This is a genomic window from Abiotrophia defectiva ATCC 49176 (assembly GCF_037041345.1).
Lineage (GTDB): Bacteria > Bacillota > Bacilli > Lactobacillales > Aerococcaceae > Abiotrophia.
In genome coordinates this window covers 1005226-1028953 of sequence record NZ_CP146287.1, presented here as the reverse complement: position 1 = coordinate 1028953, position 23728 = coordinate 1005226, and the positions used below count along the sequence as shown (strand labels likewise).

General features: G+C 45.2%; 20 protein-coding genes. 5 read left to right on the top strand and 15 right to left on the bottom strand.

Annotated elements, in window-relative coordinates; translation table 11 throughout:
* Positions 1 to 2: 2 nt before the first annotated feature.
* The 5 genes from V7R82_RS04810 to V7R82_RS04790 all read left to right on the top strand — a co-directional run bounded on the left by V7R82_RS04810 (position 3) and on the right by V7R82_RS04790 (position 5015).
* Positions 3 to 1772 (top strand): glycerophosphodiester phosphodiesterase, encoded by a 1770-nt coding sequence (locus V7R82_RS04810; RefSeq protein WP_338541617.1) that lies wholly within the window; start codon positions 3 to 5, stop codon positions 1770 to 1772.
* Positions 1773 to 1784: 12 nt separating this feature from the next.
* Entirely contained in the window at positions 1785 to 2792 is a 1008-nt protein-coding gene (locus tag V7R82_RS04805) for a YdcF family protein (protein ID WP_338541616.1), read from the top strand.
* Positions 2793 to 2824: 32 nt separating this feature from the next.
* A complete protein-coding gene (locus V7R82_RS04800) occupies positions 2825 to 3592 on the top strand; it encodes a M15 family metallopeptidase (RefSeq protein WP_314394556.1) in 768 nt (255 codons plus the stop codon).
* 108 nt (positions 3593 to 3700) lie between these two features.
* Positions 3701 to 4087 carry an iron-sulfur cluster biosynthesis family protein gene (locus tag V7R82_RS04795; RefSeq protein WP_291427912.1) on the top strand — a complete coding sequence of 129 codons (387 nt, stop codon included), beginning with the start codon at positions 3701 to 3703 and terminating at the stop codon, positions 4085 to 4087.
* 73 nt (positions 4088 to 4160) lie between these two features.
* Positions 4161 to 5015 (top strand): helix-turn-helix transcriptional regulator, encoded by an 855-nt coding sequence (locus V7R82_RS04790; RefSeq protein ID WP_338541615.1) that lies wholly within the window; start codon positions 4161 to 4163, stop codon positions 5013 to 5015.
* Positions 5016 to 5062: 47 nt separating this feature from the next.
* Here V7R82_RS04790 and V7R82_RS04785 read toward each other — a convergent pair whose 3' ends face one another.
* The 15 genes from V7R82_RS04785 to truB form a co-directional block, all read right to left on the bottom strand.
* Positions 5063 to 5512 (bottom strand): GNAT family N-acetyltransferase, encoded by a 450-nt coding sequence (locus V7R82_RS04785; RefSeq protein ID WP_338541614.1) that lies wholly within the window; start codon positions 5510 to 5512, stop codon positions 5063 to 5065.
* Positions 5513 to 5516: 4 nt separating this feature from the next.
* Entirely contained in the window at positions 5517 to 6038 is a 522-nt protein-coding gene (msrA, locus tag V7R82_RS04780; protein WP_338541613.1) for a peptide-methionine (S)-S-oxide reductase MsrA, read from the bottom strand.
* 119 nt (positions 6039 to 6157) lie between these two features.
* Complete coding sequence (adhE, locus tag V7R82_RS04775; RefSeq protein WP_070755604.1) at positions 6158 to 8794, bottom strand: bifunctional acetaldehyde-CoA/alcohol dehydrogenase; 2637 nt, start codon at positions 8792 to 8794, stop codon at positions 6158 to 6160.
* A gap of 395 nt (positions 8795 to 9189) precedes the next feature.
* Complete coding sequence (locus V7R82_RS04770) at positions 9190 to 10731, bottom strand: ABC-F family ATP-binding cassette domain-containing protein (protein ID WP_338543715.1); 1542 nt, start codon at positions 10729 to 10731, stop codon at positions 9190 to 9192.
* Positions 10732 to 10793: 62 nt separating this feature from the next.
* A complete protein-coding gene (locus V7R82_RS04765) occupies positions 10794 to 11543 on the bottom strand; it encodes an NAD-dependent protein deacylase (RefSeq protein WP_338543714.1) in 750 nt (249 codons plus the stop codon).
* An 85-nt stretch (positions 11544 to 11628) separates the two neighbouring features.
* On the bottom strand, positions 11629 to 12690 hold the full coding sequence (locus V7R82_RS04760) for a zinc-dependent alcohol dehydrogenase family protein (protein WP_311467925.1): 1062 nt from the start codon (positions 12688 to 12690) through the stop codon (positions 11629 to 11631).
* 151 nt (positions 12691 to 12841) lie between these two features.
* Positions 12842 to 14674: a translation elongation factor 4 gene (lepA, locus tag V7R82_RS04755; RefSeq protein ID WP_023392150.1), complete on the bottom strand. Its 1833-nt coding sequence runs from the start codon at positions 14672 to 14674 to the stop codon at positions 12842 to 12844.
* Between the two features lie 158 nt (positions 14675 to 14832).
* The gene (gene dnaJ, locus V7R82_RS04750) at positions 14833 to 15990 is read right to left on the bottom strand and encodes a molecular chaperone DnaJ (protein ID WP_291432508.1); all 1158 of its coding nucleotides are present in this window, start codon (positions 15988 to 15990) and stop codon (positions 14833 to 14835) included.
* Positions 15991 to 16088: 98 nt separating this feature from the next.
* On the bottom strand, positions 16089 to 17921 hold the full coding sequence (dnaK, locus tag V7R82_RS04745) for a molecular chaperone DnaK (protein WP_291454649.1): 1833 nt from the start codon (positions 17919 to 17921) through the stop codon (positions 16089 to 16091).
* Between the two features lie 57 nt (positions 17922 to 17978).
* The gene (grpE, locus tag V7R82_RS04740) at positions 17979 to 18575 is read right to left on the bottom strand and encodes a nucleotide exchange factor GrpE (RefSeq protein ID WP_338543710.1); all 597 of its coding nucleotides are present in this window, start codon (positions 18573 to 18575) and stop codon (positions 17979 to 17981) included.
* A 44-nt stretch (positions 18576 to 18619) separates the two neighbouring features.
* Complete coding sequence (gene hrcA, locus V7R82_RS04735) at positions 18620 to 19609, bottom strand: heat-inducible transcriptional repressor HrcA (protein WP_023392082.1); 990 nt, start codon at positions 19607 to 19609, stop codon at positions 18620 to 18622.
* 174 nt (positions 19610 to 19783) lie between these two features.
* Complete coding sequence (locus V7R82_RS04730; protein ID WP_338543708.1) at positions 19784 to 20653, bottom strand: YitT family protein; 870 nt, start codon at positions 20651 to 20653, stop codon at positions 19784 to 19786.
* A 3-nt stretch (positions 20654 to 20656) separates the two neighbouring features.
* On the bottom strand, positions 20657 to 21829 hold the full coding sequence (hemW, locus tag V7R82_RS04725) for a radical SAM family heme chaperone HemW (RefSeq protein ID WP_338543706.1): 1173 nt from the start codon (positions 21827 to 21829) through the stop codon (positions 20657 to 20659).
* Position 21830: 1 nt separating this feature from the next.
* Positions 21831 to 22778 (bottom strand): riboflavin biosynthesis protein RibF, encoded by a 948-nt coding sequence (ribF, locus tag V7R82_RS04720; protein WP_338543704.1) that lies wholly within the window; start codon positions 22776 to 22778, stop codon positions 21831 to 21833.
* Positions 22779 to 22783: 5 nt separating this feature from the next.
* On the bottom strand, positions 22784 to 23713 hold the full coding sequence (gene truB / locus V7R82_RS04715; RefSeq protein WP_070755614.1) for a tRNA pseudouridine(55) synthase TruB: 930 nt from the start codon (positions 23711 to 23713) through the stop codon (positions 22784 to 22786).
* Positions 23714 to 23728: the final 15 nt, after the last annotated feature.

Here is a 23728-nt window from a genome sequence, read left to right as displayed (position 1 = left end):
ATATGCAGCAGACCATGCGACACTCATTGAAACAATTGTTCTTGCTTTTATTTCGTCATTTGTTGAGTTTTGTCACGATTGCAGCTATTCTCCAAATTACCATTAGCTACCTAGGTGGTTACCTTCTAAAATTGATTTTCCGTCTAGCCCTTCTCTTGGGCAATCAGACTCATTTGGATTTAAATAATATTTCTTACCTAATGAGGCAGCCAGATAGTCTATTAGCTTTTCTTCTCTTTGCGCTCTGCTTTGCAGCCCTCTTTTTTATTGAGTTGTCGGTTTTGATTTACGTCATTTATGCTCGCCAACTTAAAAAGGAAATCTCCTACGGAGCGGTCATTCGCCAAGCACTAGGCCGTTTGCGCCATTTATTTGGGCTGAGCTTCTTCTATTTTCTTGGCTATATCGCCATCACGATTCCCATATCCGGCCTAGTCATGCAGTCTTCACTGACCAATGGCCTCAGGATACCTGATTTCATCACAGGTGAGTTTCTTAAAACTTGGCAGGGGACAATCCTTGTGGTGCTCCTAGCGAGTCTGCTCTTCTATCTCAACCTTCGCTTGATTTACGCTATGCCCCTTATGATGATTAAGGACCAAAGTTTTGTCATATCGCTAAGGGAAAGTTGGCGAATGACTCAAGTTAAGAAGTGGAAACTTTTATTGACTTTCGCTATTTTCGGTTTTGTCCTGGGTTTAATTAGTGTAGGCTTGATTAGCGTATTTATAGAAGCGGCCATGGCCTTTGATCCATCCGGTAATAGTTTTATAGTCCAAGCGCTGCTCTTGTCAATTCTTAAGTTTATTGCCTTCACGGTGATTATCCTATCCAAAGTCGGTACCTTAATCATTTTAGTGGATCAGGTAGTGGCGCCTGAAGTGACCAATTCGCTGCTCTTAATTGAGCCGAGTCATCGTCGCCACCGTCGCCGCATCTTCCTATTAGTCTTCAGTCTCATATTCTTCAAAATAGGGGAGAATGCTTTTCTGCTGGCCAGTCAAACCTATCAGTCCCAGCAAGCCATTATTGGCCACCGCGGCTATGTAGAAAAGGGCGTAGAAAATACCATCCAAGCCCTTGAAGCAGCCGCTGAAAATGGCGCCACCATGGTAGAATTAGATGTTCAAATGACTAAAGATCAAGGTCTAGTTGTTATGCACGACAGTAACTTACAGCGTTTGGCAGGCATCAATAGAGAAGTTTCGGATATGACTTATGATGAATTAGTGGGGCTGACGCTCCGTCAGGGAGATTATCAAAGTCAGCTGCCATCCTTTGAAGAATTTGTTAAGCGAGCTCAGGAGCTAGATATTGAGCTTCTAATTGAGCTCAAACCCCATGGCAAGGAGCCAGATAATTATGCTCAACTGATCGTGGATAAACTCCAAGAATTAGGTATTACTAACCGCTATCCAGTCATGTCTCTCAATCATGAAGCTATTGACGCCATTGAGTCTCTCAATTCTGATATTAGAACTGGCTATGTGATTCCATTGCAATTTGGTGCTTTTGCCAAAAATGAGGTTGATTTCTATGTCTTAGAGGCTTTTTCCTACACTAGTGAGCTAGCCAAACAAGCCCATCAGGAGGGGAAAGAACTTTACGTTTGGACCATCAATGATGAAGATGAAATCCAAAACTTTCTCTATCGACCTGTTGATGGTATTATTACCGACAAATTGGAAACACTCAAGGAAATCCAATACGGCATCTCAGACAATCAAACTTACTTCGAACGTGTAGGACAACTTATGGCTCCACAGTTCTGAAAGGATTAGATTATGACATTTCTATTTTTACTACTACTTGTCTTGGTCAGCTCGCCTTTCTTTTGGGTTTACTGGCATGATAAGCGAACCTTATGGTTGGGATTTTGGTTCCTAGTGTCGGGCTCATTAGCTGGTATTATTGGAATCTACTTGACCTTCGTACTAGAATGGCAATCTTTTGCTGTCATTTTGGTCATCCTGGGTGTCCTCTTCATTTTGACTTTGATGTTGGCGCCTTTGATCAGCCTAATAGCTCTCTTGTATTCAGGCCTTACCTTGATTCGGCGGGAAGGCTTCAATCTGGTTAATTCACTAGCGCTCATGCTAGCATTTGGCATGATTGGTTATATGGTCATCTGGCCTGTTCTAGCAAGTCGTTTATCACTCAATTGGCCAATCTTTAATGTCATCTATGGGCTCATGGGAAGCACTATTTTCTATTTTGCCGTCTTAGTCGGCATCTTTTTCGTTACCAACATTCTCAACTTTATCCATTTCGTACGGCCGCGCTATTCTTATATTGTGGTGCTAGGGGCTGGCTTAAATGGGACAGAAGTGACGCCCTTGCTTGCCAGTCGAATTGATAAGGCCATCAAACTCTGGCGCCGTCGCCCTCAAGAAGTGACCTTGATTATGTCGGGTGGCCAAGGTCCAGATGAAGTCATCTCAGAAGGGGAGGCGATGAAAGCTTACGCCCTTCGACAAGGCGTGCCCCAATCCGCCATTCTGGTCGACAATCAGTCTCGTAATACCCAGGAAAATCTTCAATTCTCCTATAAGCTAATGGAAAAGGGGAGAGAGGACTTTGTCATTGTCACTAACTATTATCATTTATTACGTGCCCTTATTCTGGCACGGCGCCTAGGACTTAAGTGTCAAGGTTATGGCGCCAAGACTAAGCTCTATTTTTCGATTAATGCCTTTTTACGTGAGTTTATTGGCTATCTGACCTTAGCCTGGGGCCTACATCTGGCCTTGATAGGGGGCTTGTGGGTGCTTACTCTGGTTTTATCTTTATGAAATGGCTTACTTAACTAAGAAAGGAAGTCCCTATGCAAAAGAAAAAGTTGATTTATCTCTTACTTGCCTGCAGCATGTTCTTGCAGGCTTCATTAGCTGTGCAGGCTAAAACAAGCTACAAATTGCCTAGTTTAGAAGAAATACAAACAATTAACAAAGATTTGAAAGTGGATGCTTTAATTGAAAAACTACCCGTGACCGCACATAGTGATGATCCACTGCTTAAGCTAGTTAATAAGAATAATCCTAATGCTGATAAAAAAGAACCAGAACTGGCTTGGGATAGCTACGGTAATATCTATCATCAAGACTTAGTCAAGCCCTTAGAAGACCTAATGGAAGCTGCTGCCAAGGATGGTTTCTATTATCGGGTTGTATCAGGTTATCGGTCTGTTGAAGAACAAGAAAATAACCGTAACCTTAGCATTCAAAACTATCTAGCTCAAGGCTTAAGTCAAGCCGATGCAGAGTCCGTTACCAATCAATATTTCGCGCCAGCAGATGCCTCAGAGCATACGACGGGCTTGGCTATTGATCTTCTAGGTACTGAATGGCTAGATAATGGTGGTGAACTGGAAGCAAGCTATTCAGAGACAGATTCAGCCAAATGGTTGGCTAATAATGCGCATCGTTTTGGTTTTATCCTAAGGTATCAGCAAAACAAGGAATCCATCACAGGATATAACTTTGAACCCTGGCATTTTCGTTATGTAGGTAAGGTCCATGCGGGCTTTATCTATGAGAATGGATTGACCTTAGAAGAATATCTGGCTTTATTGGCTAAGAAGGAGTCTAACTAGATTCCTTAAACGAATATCCTATAATGTATATTATGTTAACTCATGGATGTCAGAAATGATCTAGGTCTATACTGACCTCTCTCCTTATAACTAGAAAGGATTTCTAATATGAATTTTGAATTTACCAATCAAGCAATCGAATTTATCCAACAAGCGCTGTCTGAGCATGATAGCAAATCTTACCGCATCCTCATGGATTATGTGGATGGCAATAGTCCTTATAATGACGATCCAGTTGGCTGTCACTGTAATGTTATGGGCAAGTATCGACTGCTCATAGTGGCCGACAATGACCCTAAAGTGCCTTTTGACCTCTATTCAAGCAAGTTTGAGACTAATTTTGAGCCCATCTATCTCAACCCTCTCTATGACATGATGTTTGATCATCAACATAAGATTGGCTTTGATCCGGCTTATCCAGCCTTGACTTTATCAAGTGATGCAGGTCAGATTACACCTAAATTACCTTTAGTTCTTGCACTGCCGGCTTCGTGAAAACGATGACAAGTGGCCTATATCATGCTATAATAGAGTCACTTATAAGCGCAATATTTAGGAGGTTTCCTCTATGGATATTCAGTTATTTATTCAACGGCGCAAGTCATTAGGAATTTCACAGTCTGAATTGTGCCAAGGCATTTGTACCCAAGCCACCCTGAGTCGTTTTGAAAATCAAGGCCAAGTTCCTTCTGTTAAGATTTTACTGGATTTGTGTCAACGATTAGATATGAGTTTAGGCGAGCTCTTCCCACGTCAAGATGTCCAATCGACTGATCTTTATCAACATATTGAAGCGGCTGAAAATGCCTTTGTAAGAGCTGATTATAAGTTGGCCAATCAGGAATTAGCTGCTGTGGATGCCAAGCAAGTCAGTCCCCTTTCGCTCAAGAAACGCTACCTTTACCTTAAGGGTTTCCTGGCGGCCTTGACCAAGGCTTCAATCAATGATAGTTTTTTCTACTTAAATCAACTAATGACCGATTTACACGCCGATTTCGAGCCACTCTACAGTTCTTTAGCTGCAGCTGGCTTAGGGCTAGCCTATGCCAATGCAGGTGAATCCGAACGGGCCCATCACTACTTTGAGAAAGCTCAAGACGGGCTGCTAGATTATGAGCCGGCCAATAGCCAGGAATTATGGCGCATACTTAATATTGTTTTGCATTCAGCTAATTTCTATGCGACAGCCCAGGAATATGACCAGTCTAACCGCCTCTTGCTACATGGCATTAATCTTTCTAGCCAAGCAGCGGTATCCCATTACGTGGATCGACTCTATTTCCGACTTGCTCAGAATGCAGAAGCTCAGGGCTTAGAAGCGGACCAAATCAAGCAATATAGTGCAGACGCTTTGGCCTTTGCTAAATTTAATGGCAATAGTCAGTTGTTGGCGCGCATTAAGCAATTCCAATCTCATATCTAAAGCAAAAACCCATTATATCATATATGATATAATGGTTTTTTTGGTAGTCATAGGTTTTTACTGAAGGCTTTTTGAGTTTTATAACAATCATAACCAATGGACTGATAAAAGGCATGTGCCCCAGTGCGATGGCTAGCGGAATTAAGGCGAATATGGTGGACGCCCTTTGAAATAGCTTGGGCCTCCAGAGCGTGCATTAAAAGCCGCCCTATTCCTTGATGTTGATGTGCCTGGTCGACCGCTAGTGCCATGACATTATAGGCGGGGTCGCCATAAAAGGAATAATAGTAGCTAGCGTGGACGATGCCCAGAACCTGTTTAGGAGCTTCTTGGCTTCTTGACACTAGAAGAATCTGCTGGTCGTCGGCCAAGAGAGCTTGCAGCCGTTCTTGGCAGGCTTCTAGCGGATAATCATAGCCTAATTCATGGCTGGCTAGCTTTTGTAGAGCTGCCGCATCCTCAACTTGAGCTGGTCGAATTTCAATAGTGCCGGTCATCTTATCACCCTTCCTGACTTGCTAAATTTTCAGCTGGTGATAAGGCTTGATCGGCCCAGGCCAATTTGATATGGCAGTAGCCACTAGGATGTTTATCTAGGTAATCTTGGTGATAGTCTTCAGCTGGCACAAAATGAGCCAAAGGCATGACTTCAACAGCCGTTGGCCGCCCTGCTCTTTGCTCAAAAGTAGCCACTAGGGCCTTAACAGCCGCTTCTTGACTGGCACTAGTGGTGTAGATTCCTGTGCGGTATTGACGACCAACGTCACCGCCCTGTTTATTGAGGCTAAAAGGATCAATAACACGGAAGAAGTGGCTAATTAAAGTCGCCAAATCGACCTGGTTAGGATCATAATGAATGGCTAGGGTTTCTGCATGATCTGAGCTTTTAAGACCTTGATAGGTGGCCTGTGGGCTTTTGCCGTTAGCATAGCCAACTTCCGTATCCACCACACCTGTCAGGCGCTTGTAATAGCCTTCCATGCCCCAAAAGCAGCCTCCTGCTAAATAAAGTGTTTCTGTCATCGTTATACCCCTCTCTCTCGACTCTTGATACTTCTATTATAACATAAGCCCAAAATAGACGTCCTCAAAAAAGCACCAAGTGCCAGGCACCTGGTGCTAGAATAGTTAGCTACTTGCTATTATTTGATACGTCCTGGACGTTCCTTGTAACCATAGTAAGCGTCTTGGAGGATTTCCACCATGTCAGCTACCATCGGTAAGCGAGGGTTAGCTGGTGAACATTGGTCTTCGTATGCTAAGTAAGCAATCTCTTCAACTGTGTCCATGTATTCCTTCTCATCCACGCCTTGTCCCTTAATACTCATGTCGATTCCGACACGAACACCTAGGTCATAGACTGCTTTTGCTAAAGCATCAACTGCTTCTTCAGGCGTTGAAGCTGGCAAGCCTAACATCTTAGCAATGTCTTGGAATTTAACATCGGCCTTGTAGTAGTTGTATTTTGGCCAAGTTGCAGCCTTAGCTGGACGAGTCCCGTTGTAACGGATAACGTATGGTAAGAGGATGGCGTTGGTACGGCCGTGAACGGTATGGAAGAAACCACCAATCTTATGAGCCATAGAGTGAGACATCCCTAAGAAGGCGTTGGCAAAGGCCATACCTGCCATGGTTGAGGCGTTATGCATCTTCTCACGTGACTCAAAGTCAGCATTCTTAACAGAGCTTTCTAAGTTTTCGAAGACTAACTTGATTGCTTGGAGAGCCAAACCATCTGTATAGTCGTTAGCCAAGGTAGAAGTATAAGCTTCCACTGCGTGAGTCAAGACGTCCATACCAGTATCAGCTGTAACTGATGCAGGAACTGTCAAGACAAAGGCTGGGTCTACGATGGCGATGGTTGGGGTCAAGGAGTAGTCAGCCAATGGATATTTACGGTTATTCTTCTTATCAGAGATAACGGCAAATGGTGTTACTTCAGATCCGGTACCAGAAGTGGTTGGAATCCCAACGTATTTAGCCTTTTTACCTAATTCTGGGAAGCGGAAGGCACGTTTACGGATATCCATGAATTTCTGTACTAAGTCACGGAAGTCAACTTGAGGTTGTTCGTAGAACATCCACATTACTTTAGCCGCGTCCATTACAGACCCCCCACCTAAAGCGATGATGGTATCTGGTTGGAATTCACGCATGAGGGCTGCCCCGCGTTCAACGGTTGTAATATCTGGATCTGGTTCAACATCTGAGAAGATGGTGTAGGTAACTTTCTTAGGACGGAGGGAGAGTTGTTCGATGACACGGTGAACGAAACCTAATTTGAACATCGCATCGTCCGTAACAATCATAACTTTCTCTACATCCTTCATCTTTTGCAGATATTGGATGGAGTCACGTTCGAAGTAGATTTTTGAAGGTACTTTAAACCATTGCATATTATTTCTACGTCTCCCCACTTTTTTGATGTTTAACAAGTTAACGGCGCTGACGTTGTTGCCGACAGAGTTGCGACCATAAGTCCCACAACCCAAGGTTAAGGATGGCAAGAAGGCGTTATATACGTCACCAATCCCCCCGAAAGTAGATGGCGCGTTCCAGATAACACGAATTGCCTTCACTTCACGACCGAAGTCTTTAGCCAGTTGCTCGTTACGTGTATGGATAGCAGCAGAGTGACCCAAACCATGGAATTCAACCATTTGACGAGACTTAGCAATCCCATCTTCCGTATTTTCTGATTTCAATACAGCAATGATTGGAGAGAGTTTCTCGCGAGTTAATGGTTCTTTTGGACCTACTTCAGCCACTTCGGCAGCTAGGATATTAGTGCCTTCAGGTACGCTGAAGCCAGCTTGTTCAGCAATCCAAGCAGCTGGTTTACCGACGATATCAGCGTTCAATTTACCTTCTGCGCAGTTCTTGCTGTTGGCTTTTACGCCGAAGCAGTAGTTTTCTAACAAGGCTTTTTCTTTCTTGTTAACGAAGTATACATGGTAAGACTCAAGTTCTTTCTTGAATTCATCGTAAACTTCTTTATCCACGATGGCAGCTTGCTCTGAAGCACAGACCATCCCGTTGTCGAAAGACTTAGACATGATAATGTCGTGTGCAGCTTGTTGGATGTTAGCTGTTTTTTCTACGTAAGCAGGTACGTTACCAGCCCCTACCCCTAAGGCAGGCTTACCACATGAGTAAGCGGCGCGAACCATGGCGTTACCACCAGTTGCTAAGATTGTTGCGATCCCTGGGTGATTCATAAGCGCAGAAGTTGCTTCCATCGATGGTAAAGTAATCCATTGGATACAGTTCTTAGGTGCCCCTGCTGCTACTGCCGCATCGTAAACCACTTTGGCTGCGTGAGCAGAAGATTCTTGTGCAGATGGGTGGAAGGCAAAGACGATTGGGTTACGCGTCTTTAATGAAATCAAAGATTTGAAAATCGCGGTAGAAGTTGGGTTGGTGGTTGGGGTAATCCCCGCTACAACCCCGACAGGTTCAGCAATCAAGGTTAAACCAGTCACATCGTCTTCTGAGATAATGCCAACTGTTTTAGTGTGACGCATGTTGTTAACCACGTGCTCGCAAGCGAAGAGGTTCTTAGTTGCCTTATCTTCGAATACCCCACGACCTGTTTCATCAAGCGCGTGCTTAGCCAAGACCCCGTGTTGGTCTAAGGCTGCAACTGAGGCTTTAGCCACAATGTAGTCTACTTGTTCTTGGTCTAAGAGACGGAACTCGTCAAGAGCGACTAAGCCTTTTTGGACAAGCTCATCAACATGGGCTTGAGCCTCTAACTTCTTATCTTCTTTTTCAACCATGGATGTTCCTCCTAAGTTCTTTTTATTTACATCTTCATCATACGCTTTTGTTTTCAAAAAGTAAAGCACTTGTTCAAGTTCAAACGATAAAAATTTTATATTGACGGTCTTTTTTTGTAAATGAGCATGTATGAAAACAAGGCACAATGTGAAGGCTATTTTCAAAACGTTTTCAAATATTGACTTATCAGTATTTTAACTAAATGCTTATGTGAATAGAAAACCTTATCATTTTAAATAAAATACTGAGGTTATCTATATAATATATTATATATTATCTATTCGTTTTTTAGATTCACAAACACTTTGTGAAGTTGAATTTATAAAATAATCTTGATATATCGGCATTAAGACATGAAAAAAAGCCAAAGTGAACAAACTTTGGCTTTGGCTTGTTAAAATTGGTTGAAGTCCCAAATTTGGTTGACCCAACCTTGATAAAATTCAGGTTCGTGGCAAACCATGAGGATACTGCCCTTGTATTCTTTGAGGGCACGAGCCAATTCTTCCTTGGCATCAACGTCCAAGTGGTTGGTCGGCTCGTCCAAGATCAAGACATTATGCGGAGCATTCATCAATAGGCAAAGACGGACCTTGGCTTGCTCTCCCCCACTTAGGACTTGAATTTGGCTTTCGATGTGCTTAGAAGTCAGGCCACAACGTGCTAAGGCAGCGCGTACTTCAGCCTGGTTCATAGCTGGGAAAGCATTCCACACAGCTTCTAATGGCGTCTGACGGTTACCTGAAGCAACTTCTTGTTCGAAGTAACCAATTTCCAAGTAATCACCTTGCTCTACTTGGCCAGCTAAGGCCGGAATAAGCCCCATGAGGCTCTTGAGTAAAGTGGTCTTACCAATCCCGTTGGCACCGATAATGGCAACCTTCTGGTTACGTTCAAAGACTAGATCCAGCGGCTTGGTTAGCGGCTGGTCATAACCAATCTCTAACTGATTAGCTTCGAAGATGAAACGGCCAGGGGTCCGAGCAGACTGGAAGTCAAATTTTGGCTTAGGTTTCTCGCCTTGTAGCTCAATGACTTCCATCTTATCTAATTTCTTCTGACGGGACATGGCCATATTGCGCGTTGCTACTCGGGCCTTGTTACGATTGACGAAGTCCTTGAGGTCCGCTATTTCCTTTTGTTGGCGTTCATAGGCCGCTTCTAGCTGGGCACGCTTCATGGCGTGGACCGCTTGGAAGTTCTCATAGTCGCCAACATAACGGCTGAGCTTGAGGTTTTCCACATGATAGATAATGTTAATGACACTATTAAGGAATGGAATATCATGGGAAATTAAGATAAAGGCATTTTCGTAGTTTTGCAAGTAACGTTTAAGCCACTCGATATGTTCGGCATCCAAGTAGTTGGTCGGCTCGTCCAAGAGTAAGATGTCGGGCTTTTCTAAGAGTAACTTAGCCAATAAGACCTTGGTCCGCTGTCCCCCACTCAGTGAGGTGACGTCCGTTTCTAAACCAAAGGCGGTAATACCAAGAGCACGAGCCACTTCTTCAATTTTAGCATCCAAGGTATAGAAATCGTGGACTTCCAGGCGTTCTTGTAGCTCCCCTACTTCCTCTAATAGGTTTGCCATGGCTTGGTCATCAGCGGTCGCCATCTCTTCATAGGCCTCGCTAATGCGGGCTTCAATGGCAAATAAATCATCAAAGGCCATGCGCAAGACATCGCGAATGGTTTGACCAGGCTTAAGGACGCTGTGTTGGTCTAGGTAGCCAGTTGTCACATACTTGGCCCACTCTACCTTGCCTTCATCTGGCAGTTGCTTACCTGTTACAATGTTCATGAAGGTTGATTTCCCTTCACCATTGGCCCCAATCAGGCCGATATGTTCCCCTTTGAGTAGGCGGAAGGAGACATCTTCGAAGATGGCCCGATCGCCGAATCCATGGGTCAGATTTGATACGCTTAAGATACTCATGTCTTTCCTCCAAATTGACAGTTCCTTCCTATTATAGTCTATTCTGTCAGCTTTGAATAGGCCTATTGACCCGGAAGCACTAATTGGCTGAAAACTTGCCCAATTGGAGCATGAATAACTAAATCTGCCCAGTCATCCTGAGGGATGGCCTGCTTATTGATGACCACCAAATGTTTGCCCTTAAAATATTGAAGTAGACCTGCAGCCGGATAGACGACTAAAGAAGTACCTCCTACAATCAAGGTATCGGCTTGCTGAATGGCTGAGATAGCCTGGTCGAAAACCTCCATATTAAGTGATTCTTCGTAGAGGGTGACGTCTGGTTTAAGCACGCCGCCACAATGGGGACAGCGCGGGATGCCCTGACTATCATAAGCGTCAAGAAAGCTCTTAAGGTCATAGACTCTGCCACATTCCTGACAAATATTTCGGTCAACCGTCCCATGTAGTTTAAGAACGCATTGACTACCAGCGGCTTCATGTAGGGTGTCAATATTCTGGCTAATGACAGCGTCCAAGTGGCCACTGGCCTCTAACTGTGCTAGAAAGATATGGGCAGCATTTGGCTTAGCATGAGGATAAATCAAATGCTTACGGTAAAAATCATAGAAAAGCTGGGGATATTTACGATACATGCTATGACTAATCAGTTGTTCGGCTGAAAAGTTTCTACCTAAATCTTGACTATAAATGCCTTGGGCACTGCGAAAATCAGGGATACCCGATTCGGTTGAGACGCCTGCCCCACCGAAAAATACTAGGTGCTGGCTATTATTAATAATGGTTTGTAGACCTTGAATGTCTTCTTGCATAGGCTTCCCTCCTAACTTCTTTTTGACATAAAAAGTGACCGAGCCAGAGGCCCCGTCACTTATAGTAAAAGCGATCCTTCTTAGCCTAGCTTTGTGGGCTAAGGTCATTTTCAATCAGGACCTTAATGGCATTATTCTTAGAGGCTTCCCGGAAGACGTCATAAGCTTCTTCGATTTGAGACAATTTGAAGTAGTGGGTAACGAGCTCTTCAGGGTGAATCTTCTGAGCTTCTAGGGCTTGCAGCAGTTGTGGTGTGGTATTAGTTGATACTAAGCCAGTTGTTACGGTAATATTGCGAATCCAGAGTCTATCTAAGTCGAATTGCACAGGGACCCCATGGACACCCGCGTTAGCAATACGGCCATCAACTGCAATAATTTTTTGGCAGAAGTCAAAGGATGCTGGAATCCCCACCGCTTCAATGGCCACGTCAACCCCACGACCATCCGTTAAGTCAAAGATTTCCTTGATGGCTCTGTCAGTATCGGAATTATTAACCTTATGGGTAGCGCCGAACTTGAGGGCGGTATCTAGGCGGTGATCATCAATATCCACCATGATAATCTTAGCAGGAGAATAGAACTGAGCGGTTAAGAGTGAGCCCAAACCAACTGGTCCAGAACCAATAATGGCCACATTACAACCTGGCTCTACCCGACCTTTGAGGACCCCAATTTCATAACCCGTTGGTAGAATATCTGAAATCATAACCAAGGCTTCATCGCTAAGGCCTGCTGGTGGGTTATAGAGGGTATTGTCTGCGTGTGGAACACGGAGATATTCAGCCTGTGTGCCGTCGATTAAGTGGCCGAAAATCCAACCACCCTCGTCTTCACAGTGGGCATAAATCCCCTTCTTACAGTAATAACACTTACCGCAGGAGCAGACGCAGGAAACAATGACTTTATCGCCAGGCTTGAAGTTAGTCACGCTGGATCCAACTTCTTCGACAACCGCAATCCCCTCGTGTCCTAAAATCGTCCCATTTTGGACAGCTGGCACGTCACCCTTGATGATGTGTAGGTCTGTCCCACAGATGGTCGTTTTAAGCATACGAACAATTGCATCCGTTGGCTTCAAGATGACAGGCTTTGGCTTGTCAACGAATTTAGCTAGGCCAGGTTCAACATAGGTGTATGCTTTCATAGTAGACTCCTCCTTATTGTGAAATTTGTGAAATATACTACACTTATATTGTAAACCTTTTCTTAGGTGATTGCAAGCGATTACTTAATTATTTTGACCTTCTGTTTATACAAAAAAACTCCCACCATACTGGCTGGGAGCTTGATAGATATTAATCTTCGTCCATTTGAAGGACAGCCATGAAGGCTTCTTGTGGGACTTCCACGGTCCCAATTTGTTTCATCCGCTTTTTCCCCTCTTTTTGTTTCTCGAGGAGCTTTTTACGGCGGCTGACGTCCCCACCGTAGAGTTTAGCCGTTACGTCTTTACGCAAGGCCTTAATGGTGGTACGCGCTAGAATCTTATTACCGATAGCAGCCTGAACAGGCACTTCGAAGAGTTGTCGTGGGATGATGCCACGAAGTTTTTCTACTAATTCACGGCCACGACCGTAAGCAAAGTCCTTGTGGACAATCATGGAGAAGGCGTCAATCAGGTCGCCATTGAGCAGGATATCCATCTTAACTAGGTTAGATGGTTTGTAGCCAATTAATTCGTAGTCAAGGGATGCATAGCCTTTGGTATTGGATTTGAGCTTATCGAAGAAGTCATAGATGATTTCTGACAATGGTAACTCATAGACCACATTGACCCGGTAATCATCCAGATAATCCATGGTAATGAAGTTACCCCGCTTACGTTGGCCGATGTCCATGACTGCGCCAACATATTCATTAGGCACCATAATGGAGGCCTTAACGTAGGGCTCGTAGATTTCATCGATGACGGTTTGGTCTGGCATAGCGGACGGGTTATCCACGATGATTTCCTCGCCATTGGTCTTTTTGACCTTGTAAATAACCGAAGGCGCTGTGGTTATGAGGTTGATGTCGAACTCACGTTCCAGACGTTCCTGAATAACGTCCATGTGCAGCAAGCCTAAGAAACCCGTACGGAAGCCAAAGCCTAGGGCTTGCGAAGTTTCAGGCTCAAATTGTAAGGCCGCGTCATTGAGTTGGAGTTTTTCCAAGGCATCCCGCAAATCATTATAGTCGTTAGACTCGACTGGATAGAGACCGCAATAGACCATGGGATTAAGCTTACGGTAGCCGTCTAGGGGTTCTTGGGCCGGATTGTTGGCCAAGGTAATGGTATCCCCTACTCGCGTATCTTGAATGGTCTTAATGGAAGCCGTGATATAGCCCACATCCCCTACCATGAGATAGTCGCGTTGGACTGGCTTAGGACTGAAGACCCCGACTTCCACTACATCGAATTCTTTGCCGTTGGACATCAAACGAATCTTGTCGCCAGGTTTCACGACACCGTTAATGACCCGGATATTCAAGACAACACCGCGATAGGAATCGTAGACAGAGTCGAAAATCAAGGCTTGTAGTGGCGCTTCTAAGTCACCTGGAGGGGCCGGTACCTTGTGGACAATTTGCTCCAGGATTTGGTCAATCCCAATCCCGGATTTAGCTGAGGCGAAAACGGCCTCACTTGCGTCAATGCCAATGACATCTTCAATTTCAACCTGAACACGCTCAGGATCAGCGGCTGGTAAGTCAATCTTGTTAATGACCGGCAGAATTTCTAAGTCGTTATCTAAAGCCAAATAAACGTTGGCCAGAGTCTGAGCTTCAATCCCCTGGGCGGCATCGACGACCAAAATGGCTCCTTCACAGGCTGCCAGTGAACGTGATACCTCATAGGTAAAGTCCACGTGCCCTGGGGTATCAATTAGGTGGAAGATATACTCTTCCCCATCCTGAGCCTTATAGGTCAGTTCAACAGCGTTAAGTTTAATGGTAATGCCTCGCTCCCGCTCCAAGTCCATGGAGTCCAAGAGTTGGTCCTGCATTTCCCGGTCTGAAACCGTCTCTGTCAATTGCAGAATACGGTCAGCCAGAGTGGACTTACCATGGTCAATATGAGCGATAATGGAGAAGTTGCGAATTTTCTCCTGTCGGGCTCGGAGTGCTTGTAATTCTTGTGGATTCATAGGCTTCCTCTTTCGTTCAGATTTATCTAGATAGGAGTGCCATCTGGCACTAATACACTGGTCTATTGTACCAAATTTTTGGCTCTAAGACTAGGGTTAAGCCAGGGAATGCTGACTAAATTACAATGAAAAAGGCTGGAAGATTCCAGCCTTTCATCTTATTTGCCTTCAAACATATCCTTCATCTTATCGAAGAAGCCACCTTCATGGCCCTTGACAGATTCGCCGCTAGATTCAGCCAGTTGCTTGAAGAGATCCTTTTGACGATCTGTTAATCGCTTAGGCGTCACGACTTTGACGGACACGTGTTGATCCCCATTGCGGCCACCGCGAAGGCTTGGTGCTCCCTTCTCACGTAGTCGGAAGGTGGTACCAGTTTGGGTACCTGCCGGGATTTTAAGTTTAACGTTACCATGAACAGTTGGTACCTTGACTTCATCCCCTAGGGCTGCCTGGCTAAAGCTGATAGGCAGTTCGTAGAAGATTTCGGTACCTTCACGTTCAAAGATGTCACTCTCTTCGACCTGGAAGACCACATAGAGATCGCCGTACGGTCCGCCATTAGTTCCGGCTTCACCTTGACCAGATACTCGCATTTGTTGGTTGTCCTCTACCCCTGCAGGGACCGTGACTTTGACCGAATGCTGTTGGGTTTCTGTTCCAGCACCGTGGCAGGTCGTACATTTTTCCTTGATTTCTTTACCCGTCCCGCGACAGACATCACAGGTTGCCTGAGACATCATGGCACCAAATGGAGTGTTACGCTGAACGTTGATAACCCCAGAACCATGACACTTGTGACAGGTCACCGGATCGGTTCCTTCCTTGGCACCTGAACCATGACAGGTATGACATTCTTGCTTACGATTATAGGTGATGGTGACTTCCTTACCAAAAATGGCTTCCTCGAATTTGAGTTTAACCCGGTATTGGAGATCATCACCCCGACGTGCTGCATTGGCTCTTGCAGAACCGGCACCGCCCATACCGCCACCGAAGAAGGACTCGAAGATATCTTCAAAGCCACTAAATCCTCCACCGCTGAAGCCACCAAAACCGCCACCACCGAAACCACCGGCACCATAGGAGCCGTCGGTGGCTGCGTGACCATATTGGTCGTACATAGAGCGCTTATCAGCGTCACTTAGGACCTCGTAAGCTTCGGTAATTTCCTTAAATTTATCGGCTGCGTCTGCTTCCTTGTTAATGTCTGGGTGATATTGTTTGGATAGTTTACGATAGGCTTTCTTGATTTCGGCGTCACTAGCGTCTCGAGAGACCCCTAGGACGTCGTAGTAATCACGTTTATCTGCCATTTTCCCACTCCTTTTTTCAAGCCCTAGGGCTTATGACACAGTTAGATTAGAAAGGAAACGCCAAAGACAAGCTCTGGCGTTGTTCCTTACCTCTTATATTAGTCGATTTCTTCGAACTCAGCGTCTACAACGTCATCGCCAGCGGCATTTGTATCAGCTTGAGCTTGCCCATCGCCTTGAGCTGCTTGCGCTTGGGCAGCGGCTTGCTCATAGAGTTTAACAGTTAAGTTTTGGACGATTTCATTGAGGGCGTCACGTTTAGCCTTCATTTGATCTAAATCATTAGCTTCGATGGCTGCCTTGAGTTCGTCACGAGCTGCTTCAGCCTTCTTAACTTCTTCTTCAGAAACCTTGTCTTTAAGGTCAGCTAAGACTTTGTCAGTTTGGAAGACTAATTGGTCTACTTCGTTACGGAGGTCAGCTTCTTCACGACGTTTCTTGTCGGCTTCAGCGTTAGCTTCCGCGTCTTTGACCATGCGGTCGATTTCTTCATCAGTCAGACCTGAGCTAGACTTGATGGTGATAGTTTGTTCTTTACCTGTCCCTAAGTCCTTAGCACTTACGTTAACGATCCCGTTCTTGTCGATGTCAAAGGTAACTTCGATTTGTGGGATACCACGTGGTGCAGGTGGAATATCGGTCAATTGGAAGCGACCGAGGGTCTTGTTATCAGCCGCCATTTGACGTTCCCCTTGAAGGACGTGTACGTCTACCGCAGGTTGGTTGTCAGCTGCTGTTGAGAAGACTTGTGACTTGCTTGTTGGGATGGTCGTGTTGCGGTCAATCAACTTAGTGAAGACGCCACCCATGGTTTCAATCCCTAATGACAATGGTGTTACGTCTAAGAGGACGATGTCTTTAACGTCACCGGAGATAACCCCACCTTGAATAGCAGCACCCATCGCCACTACTTCGTCAGGGTTAACAGATTTGTTAGGTTCTTTGCCAGTTTCCTTACGAACCGCTTCTACAACGGCTGGAATACGAGTAGAACCACCAACCAAGATTACTTCGTCGATATCGGATTGAGATAAGCCAGCATCTTTGAGGGCTTGACGAACAGGTTGTTTAGTACGTTCTACTAAATCGTGTGTTAATTCTTCGAACTTAGCACGCGTCAAGGTTAATTCCAAGTGAAGTGGGCCTTCAGCTGACGCAGTGATAAATGGTAAGCTGATTTGGGTAGTAGACACACCAGATAAGTCCTTCTTAGCTTTTTCCGCAGCGTCTTTAAGACGTTGGAGGGCCATCTTATCTTTAGAAAGGTCTACACCATGTTCTTTCTTAAATTCAGCAACTAAGTAGTCCATAATCTTTTGGTCGAAGTCGTCCCCACCTAAGTGGTTGTCCCCTGAAGTTGACAATACGTCGAAGACGCCATCACCTAATTCAAGGATGGATACGTCGAAGGTACCGCCCCCTAAGTCGAAGACTAAGACTTTTTCTTCTTTGTCCGTCTTGTCTAAACCATAGGCCAAAGCAGCGGCTGTTGGTTCGTTGACAATACGTTCAACTTCTAACCCAGCGATTTTACCAGCATCTTTGGTAGCCTGACGTTGTGCGTCGTTGAAGTAGGCAGGTACGGTGATAACGGCCTTATCAACCTTCTCACCTAAGTAGTCTTCTGCATAAGACTTCAAGTATTGGAGAATCATCGCAGAGATTTCTTGTGGTGTGTAGTCTTTGCCGTCCATGTGGACCTTGTAGCTGCCGTCGCCCATGTGACGCTTGATAGAACTTACGGTTGATGGGTTGGTAACGGCTTGACGCTTAGCTACTTCCCCTACTTGGATTTCACCATTTTTGAAAGCCACAACAGATGGCGTTGTACGGTTACCTTCTGGGTTTGGGATAATTTTTGCTTCGCCGCCTTCTAAGACAGATACGGCAGAGTTTGTAGTCCCTAAGTCAATACCAATAATTTTTGCCATAATAGTTTCCTCTTTTCTTTTAGTTTGATTTTTTAGTCTGGAATATTCATTAAATTGTTACTGAGCGACAATGACCATGGCAGGTCTTAAGACCCGGTCTTGTAGCATATAGCCTTTTTGCAAGACATTAATGACGGTATCAGCTTCCTGACCCTCGCCTGCAGGCATCATACTAACTGCCTGATGGAAATTAGGATCAAAGGCTTGGTTCAATGGGTCAATAACGCTAATGCCTTCTTTTTCAAAGGCTTGTTGGAACTGCTTGTAAACCATCTCGATGCCCTTATGGATGGCTTTGGCATCTTCAGACTCAGCTGGGGTTGCTAAGGCGCGTTCCAAGTTATCAGCTACATCTAAGAGATGGCTAGCCAAGCTTTGCGAGCGATATTTTGCTGCATCTTGGCGTTCACGTTGGTTAATGCGTCGCATGTTCTGGATTTCTGCTTGCAAGCGTAAGAGTTGGTCAGATAAGGCCTCTTTTTCTGCCTCTAGTTGACTCACTTGATCTTCCGCTTCTTCAATGGCTTGATCTAGGCTCTGGCTTGATTGATCAACTTGAACCTCTTCTTGATCAGCACTGTCTTGAATCTTATCAAGCATTTCATCTTGAACAGGCGTGTCTTGCTTGAGCACTTCTTTTTCTGTGTTTGACACGTAATCGCCTCCTTTAAGGGTTTGGTAATTCTGGGTGTGGCTACTTAATAATGGGCCAGTTCATGCGTGATGTGATGCATCAAGCCCAGTACACGCTGGTAAGGCATAGTAGCGGGACCAACTAGGCCGATGATGACCTGTTGTGCTTGATACTGATAGGATGAGGTCACTAGACTGACGTCTGCTAGGCCTCCCAATCCCAGTTCAACTGCTAAGCCTTGCTTGGCTTCAAGTAGTTGGAACATTTCTGCTGACCCATCGATTAGGTTGAAGAGTCGCTTGTAATCTGACACTTCTACTGAATCGAATAAGTTATTCTTACCACTGACATAGTAACTACGCCCCTTCAAATGGCGCATTAATTTGGTGATAACTGACGAAAAGTCGACTTGGAAGCCAACTAAGCGCTGCATCAAGAGTGGCAAGGTCAATTTAAGTCGTTGCTGAGCTTCTAGTAAGGATAAGCCAACAATTTCCTGGTTGATAGCTTGAGTCAAACGACCCAAGTCCTCTCGACTTAAGGATCGTGGTAAATCTACTAGATCACTTTCAACACTTCCCTTGTCAGTCAAGACAATGGCGACAATCCGACTCTCGCTGAGTTGTATCAAGCGGAACTCACTTAAATGATATTGTTCCTTGGATTCTCCCAAAACGACGGCCGTATAGCCAGTCAAGGAGACTAAGATATCAGCCGCCAATTGGGCGTGCTGCATGGCGTCAAAATGGCGATCTCGGAAGATAGATTGAATTACCTCACTATCTTGCTTGGCCATTTGAATATCTGCTTGATCCTCAATCAGTTGATCTACATAGTAGCGGTAGCCATCAAAGGATGGAATCCGTCCACTAGAAGAATGAGCCTTCTTGAGATAGCCAATGCGCTCAAGTGCCAACATATCGTTTCGTACGGTTGCCGGTGAGACATCCAATAGACTCTTCTGAAGCAGGGTCTTAGACCCAATCGGTTCTTCATACTGGCCATACAGCTGCACAATCAACTGTAAAATTTGTTGTTGCCTAGCTGTTAACATTGTTCTCACCTCTTTTTTAGCACTCTTTTACCTCAAGTGCTAATGCTAGTATACACCCTATTTTACCCCCTGTCAACCCTTTTGGACATAAATTTTAGCACTCTTTTTGTTAGAGTGCTAATTTCGCTCAGAATAAAAACTCGCACTAGTTAAAAGCGCGAGTTTATAAGCTTTTTAGCGATGAGGAATCTGTTGGCCAGTCTCAGCATCTAGATAGAAGGAGAAGCCTTCCCCGTGTACTTGTTGGACATTGGAGATAATCATAAAGGCAGTTGGATCAATCTCAAGCACCGTCCGTTGCAGAGCCAGGATCTGGTTACGGCTAACCACGATGAAGAGGACATCTTTCTCATTGCGGGTGTAGTAACCTTCCCCTTTGAGGATGGTAATCCCACGCTGAATGCGTTGAGAAATAGCCTGCGCCACTTTATCCGATTCTTTAGAGATGATGGTAACGGACTTCTTAGGGTTGAAACCTTCTAAGATGAAGTTCATGATGCGGGTAAAGACAACCAGCATGGCTAAGGTTAAGACTGTCTTCTCTAAGCCGATAACAAAGGAAGTTGAAAGTACAACGACCGTATCAATCATGAGGAAACCAGCAGAGGTGTTAATCCCAAAATATTTATTGAGAATCATCACGATAATGTCAGCCCCAGCAGTGGTCCCGCCGCCTAGGAAGACCAAACCAAGCCCTACCCCAATCATGGCACCTGCCATAAGAGGAATAATCATGGAATTTTCAGGGATAAAGCCTGTGGAAGGCAGAATCTTCTGAAAGATGGAAATACACATAACCGATACAATGGTCAAATAGAGGGTTTCCCGCTCTAGATAACGCCAACCAATAATTAAGAGGACCACGTTGATGATCCAGTAAGTGATGGCGTTATCCCAACCTAGCGTATACTTGAGTAGCAATGTGACCCCGGTCACGCCGCCCTCCCCCATATGGTTAGGCACGAGTAACAAATTAATGGAGTAGGCAAAGATTAAACTCCCTAAAACCACTAAAAAGAAATTTTTCAAAAATTTACGATTCATCAATTAATCCTCCTTATTCATTATTTGCGGTCTTTCCTTGAGCCAACCGATCAAATCCCGAAAGACTAAATCTGCTAGGAAAAGGCCCCTAGTAGTTAAATAAATACGGTCACTTTCTTCTATTAAAAGTCCACGCTCAGCTTGCTGTCTGAAGAAATCAGCAAACAAGACTTCCGCCCGATGGCCAAAACGTGTTTGGAAGTCTGTCAGGCAGACCCCTTGCGTGGTCCGCAAGGCCAAGAAGAGAAATTCTTCCATCTGATCAACTAAGTCCAGGGGACTGGCGTCAATAATGGGCTTATTTCCGGCTCTTAATTGTTTAAGATAATGGTGAACGGGCCCGTGATTGTAATAACGCGTCCCATCTAGGAAACCATGGGCACCCGCACCAAAACCATAGTAAGGCGTATAACGCCAGTAACCTAGATTGTGTTGCGATTCATAGCCTGGTTTGGCGAAGTTGGAGACTTCGTACTGGTTAATGCCTGCTTCCTTAAGCCGGTCGATGGCCAATTGAAACATATCAGCATCTACATCCTCGCTAGGCAGGGGCAACTTGCCCTGGCGCATGAGTTGCTGGAAGACCGTCTGATTCTCAATAATCAGAGAGTAAAGGGAATAATGAGGCAAATCCAAAGATAAGGCCTTGGTCAAACTCTCATCGAAGTCTGCTAAAGTCTGTTCTGGCAAACGAAAAATCAAATCAATACTGAGATTTTCAAAGCCTACCTGGCGAAACCAGTCGATGGATTGGTAGATTTGCTTTTCCCGATGGTTACGTCCAATTTTACGCAGTAGTCGGTCATTGAAGGTCTGGACTCCCATGCTAATACGGTTGACTCCTTGGTCTTTGAGCAGACGACATTTTTCTATGCTAAGTTCACCTGGGTTAATCTCAAAAGAAAATTCGGTCTTGTCCGTTAGTGGCAAGCGCCGGTGAATAGAGGCTAGCAAATAGTCTAACTCAGACAAAGACAAGCAACTTGGGGTCCCGCCCCCAATATAGAGGGTGTCCAGGGGCTGCGTCTGATCGAGGCCATAGGCAGCCATTTCCTGGTCCAAGGCGGCCAGGTAATCCCCGACTGGTTGGCCATCATAGAAAAACTTATTAAAGGCACAATAATGGCAAATTTTCTTGCAGAAAGGAATATGTATATAGGCGGCCTTGGCTTGCATGCTAACCCTCCTTCTTAATTTGCTGAAAGTAAGCTTGTGAGGCTGCTTGGTCAGTCTGCAGTTGTTGAATAAGGCCTTGCACTGATTCAAACTTAACTTCGCCACGTAGATAGTGGTGCCAACGAACCTTGACAGTTTCACCATAAATGAGTTGGTTGAAGTTAAAAATATGCACTTCACAGGTCAGACCTGTATCCGTCTCAAAGGTCACATTATAGCCAATCGAAGCCATGCCTTGATGCCAAATGCCGTTAACTTGAATCTCGACTACATAGATGCCCGGCCCTGGTTGGACTTGGCCAGCTTTGGGACGAATATTAGCCGTTGGGAAGCCGATGGTTCGTCCTCGCTTCTCACCATGAACGACCACACCGCTGGTCTCATAGACATAGCCTAGAGCCAAATTGGCCTCATCGATTTTTCCTTCTCGCAAGAGTTCCCGAATGGGTGTCGAGCCGATTTTTTCTTGATTAAGCACAAGTTCAGGCACTTCAATAATATGGAAGCGATCAGCTGCGTGTTGCGGTAAGGTGGACATGTTGGCTTCTTCTTTTGGACCATAAGTATAGTCAAAACCCGCTACCACTACCTGAGCCTTAAGGCCGACAATGTATTTTTCAACAAAAGCTTGAGGAGATTGGGAGCCAAAGGGATAGGTAAAATCGACTAAGAAGACCATATCCACCTGATTGGCTTCAAGTAATTCCATCTTACGGTCTAAGTCTGATAGGTAATCCATCTCAGCTGCTGTCAGCCGACTGTATACGATTTTAGGATGTTGGTTGAAGGTCATGACCGCCAAAGGCAGGCCTAAACGGTCGGCTTCGCGGCGACCAGCTTGAATGACAGCCTGATGCCCCCGATGCACGCCATCGAAGAATCCTAAAACCAAGACAATAGGCCCCTTAAGTTGCGGAAGATTTGGATGGTGTATACGAATAATTTCCATGTTGTCTATCGTGACTCCTCTTCATAGGTAAACATCTTCAAGGGCTTGACCATACCAGGTTTGCTTGGATGCGGCCCGTAAATGGCACGAACTTTGCCTTGGTAGTAGCAAGCGGTAGCCTCTTTGAGAGCTAGGTTGAAAGCAGTGCTTGGCACAACCTGCCCATTCTTGACTATGGTCCACTCTGAATCTTGCAAGTGGTAGTGTGGGCAGAAGTTGATTGCTTGATCCAGTGGGACTAGGATATGGCTAACTCGCCCTTGATCTGCCGCTTGGGCTACTTCTTCTAGGCTATGGGCCTGAGACAAGCTATAGCCCCCCGTCATATAACGGACCAGATGAGACATGTGACTTGGATAGCCTAGCTTAGCTCCTAAATCAACTGCTAGGGTTCTAACATAGGTTCCCTTGCCACATTGGACATCAAAAGACCAGCGTTGTAGGCCTTCATGTGGGTCGAATTCACTAGCCCCTAGTCGTTCAAAGCGGTCAATCCGAGCTATTCGGCGTGGACGTTCCACTTGCTGACCTGCACGCGCATATTCATAGAGACGCTTGCCGCCTACTTTAACGGCTGAGTAATAAGGCGGAATCTGAACAATCTCTCCTAGAAAAGTCGCCATGGCGGCATCAATTGCGGCATCAGACACTGGCTCTTTAAGTCGCTTATGTTCGACAGGCGCCCCATCGGCATCCTCCGTCTCGGTAGAAAATCCCAAGGTGATTTCACCCCGGTAACCCTTTTGGCCGTCCATGAGGTCTTCTACTAACTTCGTCGCTTGGCCAATACAACAGACTAAGACACCCGCCACGTTAGGATCCAAAGTACCGGTGTGACCAATGCGTTTGGTTCTGAGGATTTTGCGTAATTTAAAGACAACATCGTGACTGGTCATGCCAACTGGTTTATTGATTACCAAGATTCCGTGATACATAGTGTGCGACGCTCC